The organism is Nocardia sp. BSTN01, from assembly GCF_015354405.1.
Lineage (GTDB): Bacteria > Actinomycetota > Actinomycetes > Mycobacteriales > Mycobacteriaceae > Nocardia.
On sequence record NZ_JADKYP010000046.1, the window covers coordinates 50,507 to 60,581 of the forward strand.

A 10,075-nucleotide genomic window follows, 5' to 3' on the forward strand; every position below is an offset into this window, starting at 1 on the left:
GTCAGCTCCCCTCGTTGCGTGCGTCGACGGTGTCCGGCACACCGAGACAGCGGCCGATCGGTTCTGCGCCCACTGCGCGAACCCGGTCCGCGTCCTCGCGTGATCCCGCCGCGATGTCGTAGCCCCTGGCAAGTTCCAACTCCCCGATCGGCCGCCAATGCAGGCCGAGTTCGGCGGCCTGGGCGGGCGAGCACAACAGCAGATCGGTGCCGTCGAGCACCTCGGCGACCGCGGTGACCAGCGACCGCGCGACCACCACCTGGGCGGGGCGCAAGCCCAGCGAATCGCGCAGCCGGATGATCCGGTCGCGGATATGCGGCACATCGTCCTCGGGCTGTATCCACACGCTGCGCCGGCGTTGCTGTTCCGAAAGCCGCAGTACTCGAAGGGTTTCCAGATAGATCGGCGAGCTGTGCGTGCCGGTGGCGTCGGCCAGGCCCAATGGCACGCGCCAGATGCCGCGATCGGCGGGGACGGCCAGAATCGCGGCACGCACCTCGTGCGTGCGGGTGAGTTCCGCGCGCCGGCCGGGCTCGGCGGGCTCCGGTTCCAGCCGCAGCCGCGCACGGCGGCATTCGGCGACCAGCCCGGCCAGCGGCACCGGCCCGCAGATGGCGGGCAGCGCCAATCGGAACGGGCGCTGCCGGGCCCGCTCGGCATGTTCCTCCAGGGCCTCGGCCGCCTCGACCAGCCGTCGCGCCGACGGCAACATATCGCGGCCGAACGAGGTCAATGTGGCGGTGCGCGAGGTCCGTTCGAGCAATCGCGCGCCGAAGTGCCGTTCCAGCGCCGCGATCCGGCGACTGGCCACCGACTGCGGGATCTGCGCGGCGGCGGCTCCCGCCGTGAAACTCCCGAGACCGCTCACCGCGACGAAGGCCTTACAGGCGGCGACCATATCCACGATCGCGCAGTCTATGCCGAATCGGCATGGATACCGCCACAGGTGTCTTGGACAGCATGTGCGCGGGCTGCCACTCTTGCTGCGAGCGCTCACCGCCCTCGATCCACAAGGAACGCCTATGATGCCCCCACGCTTCACCCGCTCGGCCGTGCTGGTCGCGGCCGCTGCCACCCTCGTACCGCTGAGCGCCTGCGGTGCCGATCGAAGTGCCGCGCCCGTCACGCCCGCATCGACCCCCGCGCCCACCTCGACGGTTCCGCTCGCCGCCGAGTCACTGGCCGAATTCCGCGATCTGGAGGCTCGCCTGCACGGCCGGCTGGGCGTCTACGCGCTCGACACCGGAACCGGGCGAGCCGTCGAATACCGCCCGGACGAGCGGTTTCCGTATTGTTCGACGTTCAAGGCGCTGGCCGCGGGCGCGCTGCTGAGTACCCTCCCGACCGCCGAACTCGACCGCCGCGTCACCTACACCCGCGCCGATCTGGTGCCGAACTCGCCGGTCACCGAACAGCATGTCGATCAGGGCATGACGTTGCGGGAGATCATGGACGCCGCGGTGCGGTTCAGCGACAACACCGCCGGCAATCTGATGTTCGCCGAACTCGGCGGTCCGCAGGGGTTGCAGCAGCGGCTGCGCGCCGTCGGCGATACGACCACGCGGATGGACCGCACCGAGACCACGCTGAACGAGGCCCTGCCCGGCGACGAGCGCGACACCAGTACGCCGCGCGCGCTGGCCGCCGATCTACGGCACTACGTGCTCGACCCGTCGGTCGCCGCCGACGATCGCGAGGTGCTCACCGGTCTGCTGCGTGCCAACACCACCGGTGGTGCGCTGATCCGGGCCGGGGTGCCGGCGGGCTGGCAGGTCGGCGACAAGACCGGCGCCGGCGACTACGGAACGCGCAACGATATCGCCGTGGCGTGGCCGCCGGGACGGGCGCCGATCGTGCTGACGATCCTGTCCACCCGCGATCGGCCGGACGCCGAATACGACAACGCGGCGATCGCTCGTGCCGCCACGATCGCGATCGCCACCCTGGACGGCACTGCGATTCCGCGCTGAGCGTGCCGAATCACTGTGCGCTACCGGGTTTTCCACAGAGCCGCGCACCTCGGGTCGGTGCCGATCGACCCGAGGTGCGCGGCGGGATCCGCTCTCCCCTACTTGGCCGGAGCCGGAGGGTTGAACGGCGCATTGATGGTGGTGAAGTACTGGGCGACGGCCAGAATCGCCACCGGTGCGGTGACGAGCAACTGGCCCGCCAGCGTGCCGAGCGCGCCGATCGCGACGATGCCGCCTACGCAACCGACCACGGCGGCCGGGACGAAGGCGCCGAACAGTCCGACGATCGCCGCCGAGGCCACGGTCGCGCCGGCGATGCCGCCGAGCAAGCAGCCTACCGCTCCGCCGGTGAGACCACCGACCAGCGTGCCGATCGTGGCGCCCGCGGTGATGGTGCTGGTCAGGCGGGTCCAGGCCGCGACTTCCCGGTCATAGGGTGTCTTCCACGGCGCCTGGTCTTCGAACGGGAGCGCGACCGGCTTGTAGACCGCGTGCTGCAGATCGAACTGCGGGGTCAGGGTGGCGGTGCGCCCGGCGATATCGGCGGCGATCGGGAATTCGAAATCGTCGACCCGGAACTTCAATTCGGTTCCGGCCAGGGTCGTCCCATTGGCGGCCTTGATCTTGAAAACACCATTTTCCGCGTCCAGCGAACCGGCGTCGGTGGATATGATCGTCGACTTCTCGTTCGTCGATGCCTGGTAGTTGACGGCACCCTCGTCGGGTGCGGCGGGCGCGGCGTTCACGGTGCCGGCGGTCACGCCGACGGCGGCGGCCACCGTGGCCGCGACCACGGCAAAGTTCCTCATCTTCACTGCTTTTTCCTCATCACTCATTGCATTGCATTCCGCCGGAGCGGCCTTATCCAGTTTGTGATGAATGCCAATAAGCGACGAGGTTAATAACCAGGTCGATTCGAATTCCCCGAAGCCGGAAAATAAATCGAATCTCACAAATTAAAAAAGGACCTTCGCACTCGAAAGTGCGAAGGTCCTTTTAATTCGACCGCTGAAATAATTACCGGCTCAGGGGTGTGGCCGGTAACCGCTTCATTTGGCCGGGGCCTTGAAGGGCTCGTTGATGGTGGAGAAGTACTGGATCACGGCGCCGATCGCGACCGGAGCGGTCACGAAGATCTGACCGGCCAGCACACCCAGGAAGCCGACAGCGGCGGCACCGGCGACACAGCCACCCAGCGGGCCGGCGCCGAACAGGGTCAGCAGCGCACCGGTCGCGACGGCACCCAGGGCAGCGCCGGCGATGCAGCCGATGACCGCGCCACCGATACCGCCGGCCGCGGTGCCGATGGCAGCGCCGGTGGCGATGGTGTCCTTGAGGCGAGTGAAGGCGGCGACCTCACGCTCGTAGGGGGTCTTCCACGGGGCGCTGTCCTCGAACGGGAGCGCGACCGGCTTGTAGACCGCATGCTGCAGATCGAACTGCGGGGTCAGCGTCGCCGTGCGGCCGGAGATGTCGGCCGCGATCGGGAACTCGAAATCGTCGACCCGGAACGTCAATGGGGTTCCGGCCACGGTGGTTCCATTGGCGGCCTTGATCTTGAAGACGCCGTCCTCGACATCCAGCGACCCGGCGTCGGTCGAAACGATCGCCGCGTTCTCGGTGGTCCTCGCCTGATAGTTCACCACGCCGTCGTCGGCGGCCGGAGCGGCCTGAACCGTCCCCGCCAGCGCACCCAACGTCGTCGCGACCAGCGCCGTGAGCACGGCGAATTTCCTCATCTTCACTGCTTGATTCCTCGACTTTCCGACTGCCGGCACGCGGCAGCACAGGTTGCCGTGTCCGGCACAGACACACGGCATCGGTGGAGTTTGCGGGCGTTCGATGCGGATGGGCCAGATTAAGAACCAGCCCGATTACAACCGGTGACACACTTCCGGCCGTCGGCCATCATGTCCGAAATGAGCCTTTCGTTCCACTGGTTTCTTCCCACCTATGGCGATTCCCGCAATCTGGTCGCGGGTGGTCACGGCACCTCGATGTCGGGCGACCGTCCGGCCTCGCTGCGCTATCTGAACCAGATCGCGGGTGCGGCGGAGGAGAACGGCTTCGAGGCGGTGCTGACACCGACGGGCGCATGGTGTGAGGACGCCTGGCTGACGACGGCCATGCTGGTGGAGACCACCGAAACCCTGAAATTCCTGGTCGCCTTCCGGCCCGGCGTGGTCAGTCCCACCCTCGCCGCGCAGATGGCGGGAACCTTCCAGCGGCATTCACGCGGACGGCTGCTGCTGAATGTGGTGACCGGCGGCGAACCGCACGAACAGCAGGCCTACGGCGACTTCCTGGACAAGGAACAGCGCTACGAGCGCACCGGTGAATTCCTGCACATCGTGCGCGAACTGTGGGAGTCCGACGCTCCGGTGACGTTCGAAGGCAAACACCTTCGGGTGCGCAACGCGCAATTGAACAACCGGCCGGATCCGATTCCGCCGGTGTTCTTCGGTGGTTCGTCGGCCGCCGCCGGACCGGTGGCCGCCCGCTACACCGATACCTACCTCACCTGGGGTGAGCCGCTGTTCGCGGTGAGCAAGAAGCTGGAGTGGATCCGCCGGCTCGCGGTGGACGAGGGCCGCATTCTCGATTACGGCCTGCGCATCCACGTCATCTCGCGCGACACGTCGGAGCAGGCATGGGCCGAGGCCGATCGTCTGCTGGAAGCGGTGAACCCCGCGGATATCGAACGGGTGCAGGCGAATCTGGCCCAGAGTGAATCCGAGGGCCAGCGGCGGATGCTGGAACTGCACGGTGGCAACACCGATCGGCTCGAGATCGCGCCCAACCTGTGGGCCGGTGTCGGACTGGTGCGCGGCGGTGCGGGAACGGCGCTGGTCGGCTCGCACGAAGAGGTGGCCGAGCGGCTGATCGAATACTCCCGCCTCGGCATCACGCAGTTCATCCTCTCCGGTTACCCGCATGTGGAGGAGGCGTACTGGTTCGGCGAAGGTGTCCTGCCGATCCTGCAGCGCCGTGGACTGTGGCAGCCGCCCGCCCACCGCGAAAACCGCGTCACCACAACGCCGTTCGCCACCGCCGCCGCGAGCAGCAGCTAGTCACCCGTACGTCCGGGGTCCGCATCGGCGCGGTGCGGGCCCCGGATCCCTACTGTCATTACCGCGTGTCGGCAATCGGACCGCCACGCACTCGGCCGGCACCCTCTTCGCATGCTCACCCGGGTGATTTATACAGTCGCTAACTCATAGCTACACTCGTTGACGAGCGATCAGAACCCCGTACATGAGCTAACCGATGTCTCGGAGAGGGTGTCGATCATGGCCGTATACGACGTAAGCAACCGTGCGGCAATAGTCAGCGGCGGCGGTTCCGGGATCGGACGTGCGGTCGCGCACGAACTCGCGCGCAGCGGCGCCGCCGTCCTGGTGTTCGATCTCGACGAGGACAACGCGAACACCGTGGTCGAGGAGATTCGCGGTGCGGGCGGGCAGGCGGCCGGTTTCGCCGGCGATGCCTCCGATCCGGAGACCGTCCGGCGCAGCGTCGCGGCGGCCGGCGAACTGGGTCCGCTGCGGATCGCGGTCAACAACGCCGGCATCAGCGGGGACAGCGCGTTGATCGGTGATTATTCGCTGGACGGCTGGCGCAAGGTCCTGTCGGTGAACCTCGACGGTGTGTTCTACGCACTGCGCGAACAACTTCCGGCCGTCGCGGCCGCCGGCGGTGGCGCCATCGTGAATATGGCGTCGATTCTCGGCAGCGTCGGATTCGCGAATTCGTCGGCGTACGTCACGGCCAAACACGGCCTGCTCGGCCTGACCCAGAACGCGGCCCTCGAATACGCGGCCCAGGGGGTGCGGGTCACCGCGGTCGGCCCCGGATTCATCCACACGCCGCTGCTCGGCGCGAACCTCGACGACGAAACCCAGGCATTCCTCGCTCAGAAACACGCCCTGGGCAGACTGGGCACCCCCGAGGAGGTCTCGGGGCTGGTCGCATTCCTGGCCAGCGATGCGGCCACGTTCATCACCGGCAGTTATCACCTGGTCGACGGCGGATACACCGCGCAGTAGCCGGATCGGCGGAACCTATTTCGCCTTGGCTTCCTTCGCGGCGGCCTTCATCTGCTTCTTGAAGGCCCGCACCTCGAGCAGGGACTCGTTGTCGACGATATCGGCGGCCGAGCGGCGCGAATTGGGCTCCGAGTAGGCGCCGGCGGCCTTCTCCCACCCCGCCGGGCGCACGCCGAGTTGTTTGCCCAGCAGCGCCAGGAAGATGCGCGCCTTCTGGTCGCCGTAGCCGGGCAGTTCCTTCAGCCGGCGCAGCACCTCCTTGCCGTCGGGATCGTCGCGAGTCCAGATCTCGGAGGTGGTGCCGTCGTAGTGTTCGACGACGTACCGGGCCAGTTCCTGGGTCCGCCGGGCCATCGACCGGCCGTAGCGATGAATAGCGGGCGGGGTCGCGCCCAATTCCTCGAATTCCTCCGGATCGGCCTCCGCGATCCGGTGGATGTCGAAACCGTTCATGCGGTCGGCGATCTTCTTCGGACCACGGAAAGCATGTTCGAGGGGGAACTGCTGATCCAGCAGCATCCCGGTCAAGAGGGCGAAGTCGTCCTCCGACAACAGCTTGTCCGACTCCGGTTCCTGCGCGAGGCACACTTTGCGGCTCACCATGTATCGATCATGGCAGACGAGCGAATATCCGCCTACCGACCGGCGTGACCGGACTCACATGTCTACCCACCCGTAGATTTTCTGCGCGCGTAGGGTGAATCTTCATGCCCGACACTTTGGCAACACCCACGGTGGAAGATATGGCGCCCACACACAGCTCCTCGGCAGACAATTCCTCACCCTCGGGACTGAGGCCGGACCGCTTCGACCGCGCGGGCCGCGACCAACTCATCGATGTGCACGATCTGCAGGCCGCACTTCCCGGAATTCGCGGACTACGCCGCTGGGCGCACGACGCCCTGGCCGTCGCTCCGGGCGAAAGCGCGGTCGACATCGGCTCCGGCACCGGCTCGGAGGTGCTGGTCTTCGCCGACGCCGTCGGGCCGACCGGTGACGCGGTCGGCGTCGAACCCGATCCGAATCTGCTGGCCGGGGCGGAACACCGTGCGGCCCAGCATGATTCGCCGGCCCGGTTCGTCCCCGGCGATGCCTACGGGCTGCCCTTCGGCGGTGACACCTTCGACGTCGCCCTGTGTGAGCGGGTCTTCCAGCATCTGACCGCCCCGGAGCGCGCCGCACGGGAGATCGCCCGGGTGCTGAAACCGGGCGGACGCGTCGTCGTGATGGACAGCGACTGGGGTACCGCCATCGTGCATCCCGGCGACCGGCGGGTCGTGCACGAGGTGATCGAAACCCTGATCACCAACACCACCAACCCGTTCTCGGGACGCCGGCTGCCCGGCCTGCTCACCCGAGCCGGACTGGTCGTCGACGATATCGGCTCGCACGCGCTGGTACAGGACGCGAGCGCCGGCGCCGGTGCGCTGGTGGCCCGCATCGCCGGGATGGCGGAGGCACGCAGGGCGATCACCGAGGCGCAGCGGCGGGAATTGCTGGCGGAACTGGAAGCCGGTGCGCGCACCGGTGACATTCACCTCTCGGTGACGATGTTCGCGGTGCTGGCGCACAAACCGCGGTAGCCGATTCCGAACGGACAGCCGCACATCACGGCTGTCCGGTCCGGGCCACCGCTACTTCTCCAGCAGCTTCTCGGTCGCCGCGAGCAGGACGCAGGTCGCCAGACCGTCCATCGCCTTCTCCAGATCGGCGAGCGACGGGAAACTGGGGGCGATGCGAATGTTCTTGTCCTCCGGGTCTTTTCCGTAGGGGAACGCCGAACCCGCGGGCGTCAGGGCGATTCCGGCCTCCTTGGCCAGCGCCACGACTCGCCCGGCCGTGCCCTCGACCACGTCCAAGCTGATGAAGTAGCCGCCCTTGGGCTCGGTCCACGAGGCGATCTTCGAGGCGCCCAGACGATCCTCCAGGATCCGCAGCACCAGTTTGAATTTCGGCTCGAGCAGCGCACGGTGGGCTTGCATATGCCGGCGCACACCCTCGGCATCGCCGAAGAAGCGCAGGTGACGCAGCTGGTTCACCTTGTCCGGGCCGATGCTCTTCTTCGCCGCGTACTTCAGGTACCAGGTCAGGTTCTCGGTGGACGCGCCGAAGAAGCTGACGCCGGAGCCGGCGAAGGTGATCTTCGAAGTGGAGGCGAAGACGAAGGGCCGGTTGGGGTTTCCGGCCGCGGCCGCCAGTCCGAGAACGTCGAACACCGGGGCGGCGGTATCGGTCAGCGGGTGCACCGCGTAGGCGTTGTCCCAGAACAGGCGGAAGTCCGGCGCCGCGGTGGGCATCGAAACCAGTTCACGCACAACCTCTTCGGAGAAGTTGACGCCGGTCGGATTGGAATAGTTGGGAACCGCCCACAGACCCTTGATCTGCGGGTCGGACGCGACCAGTTCCGCGATGGCGTGCACATCCGGGCCGTCGTGGTTGATGGCGATCGGAATCATCTGCACGCCGAGCGATTCGGTGATCCCGAAGTGGCGGTCGTACCCCGGGCTCGGGCACAGGAACTTGATCGGTTCGTCGGCCCAGCGGCTCGGCGAATCGGCCGTGCCGTGCAGCATCGCGAACACGATCACGTCGTGCATCAGTTCCAGGCTGGCGTTGTTGCCGGCGAGCAGGTTCTCGACCGGAATGCCCAGCAGTTCACCGAAGATCGCGCGCAACTCCGGCAGTCCGTGCAGGCCGCCGTAGTTGCGGCAGTCGGTGCCGGTGCCGTCGCGGTAGTCGTCGGCGCCCGGCAGGGCGAGCAGGCCGGTGGAGAGGTCGAGTTGTTCCGACGAGGGCTTACCCCTCGTCAGATCCAGCGTGAGCTTCTCGGTCTGGAGCTTCGCGTAGTTCGCGGTCTGCGTCTCGTGTTCCGATACGAGTTCCGCATGGCTCATCAAACCGATCTGCGTTTGCCGGGGCATCCTGAGCAGCCTTTCAAGCAGCGAGGTAACAGGTTGACGGATCGTGCGCTTCTGGCGCGGACCCAGCCGACCACGTTACCCGCCTGATGCGCCCCGTGGCAGTGAAGAAGATTTCCCCCGAGAAAGTAAGGGGACCCCGCGCACCCGGCAGAGCCCGTTGACCCTTGCTGCCTTCCGGCCCTGGGGGAGTTCACAGGATGCGCGCCGCGCGGGATCCGTCGGCCAGTGTAGTCACAACTGTCCTCTCGAGTGGAATCCGGCCGGAGTCGATACGATCACCTGCGACATTTTTCGAGGGGGCTTCCGCGCCAGGACCGGAGGAAAGACGTGACAGGCAGTAATCCACCGCACGGTGGGCCGGAGTATCAGGGACAGGGTCATCCGCCCAACGAAACCGTGCACTGGTGGTCGACGCCGGCGGCTCCGGAGCAGCCGCTCACCGGTACCGATCCGACCGTGATGGGCGGGCGGCCCGGACCCGTGACCGGTACCGATCCGACGGTTCTGGGGGCGGGTTTCGACGCCTATCACGGTGGCGCACCGCAGCAGCCCTATGGGCAGCAGCCGCCGTCCGTGCCGAATTATCCACAGCAGCAGTTCCCACCGCCCTATGCGCAACAGCCGGCCTATCCACAGCCGCCCAAGAAGAACAACAACACGCCGTGGATCGTCGGCGGTGTGGTCGGCCTGGTCGTGGTGATCGGCATCGTGATCGGCGTGATCGCGCTCACCGGCGGTAGCGGGAGCGGGGGCAAGGGACCGCTCGGCGACAAGAAGGGGGTCGACGGCAACTATTCGATGGCCAATGTCACCGACGCCTGCTCGCTGATCGATCCCACGGTGCTGCGCAAGTGGGCACCGACGCCCAAGGACGCTCCCGAGCACACCGAACGCGCGCCGGACTCCAGCTTCGGTGGCGGCAACCTGACCTGCCGCGCCCGGTACGACGGCGCCGGCAAGTACGGCTCCAACGGCTCCGATATCGACCTCGAGGCCGACTTCCAGAGCAAATACAGCGACCCGCAGTTCAACAGCTGGAAGAACTACGACACCAAGACCACCGGCAGCGGCCGCACCTCCGGCGATATCGCGGGTATCGGCAGCCAGGCCTACTACGCCGCCTACCAGCAGAACTACT

General features: G+C 67.0%; 9 protein-coding genes, 1 other RNA gene and 1 pseudogene. 5 read left to right on the forward strand and 6 right to left on the reverse strand.

Annotation, left to right across the window (positions count from 1 at the left end):
• Nucleotide 1: 1 nt before the first annotated feature.
• Nucleotides 2-898 (reverse strand): LysR family transcriptional regulator, encoded by an 897-nt coding sequence (locus IRT45_RS27705; RefSeq protein ID WP_194808799.1) that lies wholly within the window; start codon nt 896-898, stop codon nt 2-4.
• 127 nt (nt 899-1,025) lie between these two features.
• Between IRT45_RS27705 and bla the strand changes: the two genes are divergently transcribed.
• Nucleotides 1,026-1,970: a class A beta-lactamase gene (gene bla, locus IRT45_RS27710; RefSeq protein WP_194808800.1), complete on the forward strand. Its 945-nt coding sequence runs from the start codon at nt 1,026-1,028 to the stop codon at nt 1,968-1,970.
• 98 nt (nt 1,971-2,068) lie between these two features.
• Here the strand turns inward: bla and IRT45_RS27715 are convergent, their stop codons facing one another.
• Together IRT45_RS27715 and IRT45_RS27720 are read right to left on the reverse strand one after the other, a co-directional pair.
• Nucleotides 2,069-2,785: a hypothetical protein gene (locus tag IRT45_RS27715; protein ID WP_194808801.1), complete on the reverse strand. Its 717-nt coding sequence runs from the start codon at nt 2,783-2,785 to the stop codon at nt 2,069-2,071.
• Between the two features lie 234 nt (nt 2,786-3,019).
• Complete coding sequence (locus IRT45_RS27720) at nt 3,020-3,715, reverse strand: hypothetical protein (protein WP_094024856.1); 696 nt, start codon at nt 3,713-3,715, stop codon at nt 3,020-3,022.
• A gap of 174 nt (nt 3,716-3,889) precedes the next feature.
• Between IRT45_RS27720 and IRT45_RS27725 the strand changes: the two genes are divergently transcribed.
• Together IRT45_RS27725 and IRT45_RS27730 are read left to right on the forward strand one after the other, a co-directional pair.
• The gene (locus tag IRT45_RS27725; protein ID WP_039775402.1) at nt 3,890-5,041 is read left to right on the forward strand and encodes an LLM class flavin-dependent oxidoreductase; all 1,152 of its coding nucleotides are present in this window, start codon (nt 3,890-3,892) and stop codon (nt 5,039-5,041) included.
• Between the two features lie 219 nt (nt 5,042-5,260).
• Nucleotides 5,261-6,016 (forward strand): SDR family NAD(P)-dependent oxidoreductase, encoded by a 756-nt coding sequence (locus tag IRT45_RS27730; RefSeq protein ID WP_194808793.1) that lies wholly within the window; start codon nt 5,261-5,263, stop codon nt 6,014-6,016.
• A 15-nt stretch (nt 6,017-6,031) separates the two neighbouring features.
• Here the strand turns inward: IRT45_RS27730 and IRT45_RS27735 are convergent, their stop codons facing one another.
• The gene (locus IRT45_RS27735; RefSeq protein WP_062994662.1) at nt 6,032-6,619 is read right to left on the reverse strand and encodes an HhH-GPD-type base excision DNA repair protein; all 588 of its coding nucleotides are present in this window, start codon (nt 6,617-6,619) and stop codon (nt 6,032-6,034) included.
• A 140-nt stretch (nt 6,620-6,759) separates the two neighbouring features.
• Here IRT45_RS27735 and IRT45_RS27740 point away from each other — a divergent pair, with 140 nt between their 5' ends.
• Nucleotides 6,760-7,599 (forward strand): methyltransferase domain-containing protein, encoded by an 840-nt coding sequence (locus IRT45_RS27740; protein ID WP_194808802.1) that lies wholly within the window; start codon nt 6,760-6,762, stop codon nt 7,597-7,599.
• 51 nt (nt 7,600-7,650) lie between these two features.
• Here the strand turns inward: IRT45_RS27740 and IRT45_RS27745 are convergent, their stop codons facing one another.
• Together IRT45_RS27745 and ffs are read right to left on the reverse strand one after the other, a co-directional pair.
• A complete protein-coding gene (locus IRT45_RS27745) occupies nt 7,651-8,937 on the reverse strand; it encodes an aminotransferase class I/II-fold pyridoxal phosphate-dependent enzyme (RefSeq protein WP_194808794.1) in 1,287 nt (428 codons plus the stop codon).
• Nucleotides 8,938-9,062: 125 nt separating this feature from the next.
• Nucleotides 9,063-9,157: signal recognition particle sRNA small type (ffs, locus tag IRT45_RS27750), an RNA gene on the reverse strand.
• Nucleotides 9,158-9,264: 107 nt separating this feature from the next.
• Here ffs and IRT45_RS27755 point away from each other — a divergent pair.
• Nucleotides 9,265-10,075 (forward strand): annotated as a pseudogene (locus IRT45_RS27755) (hypothetical protein); the annotation flags it as partial.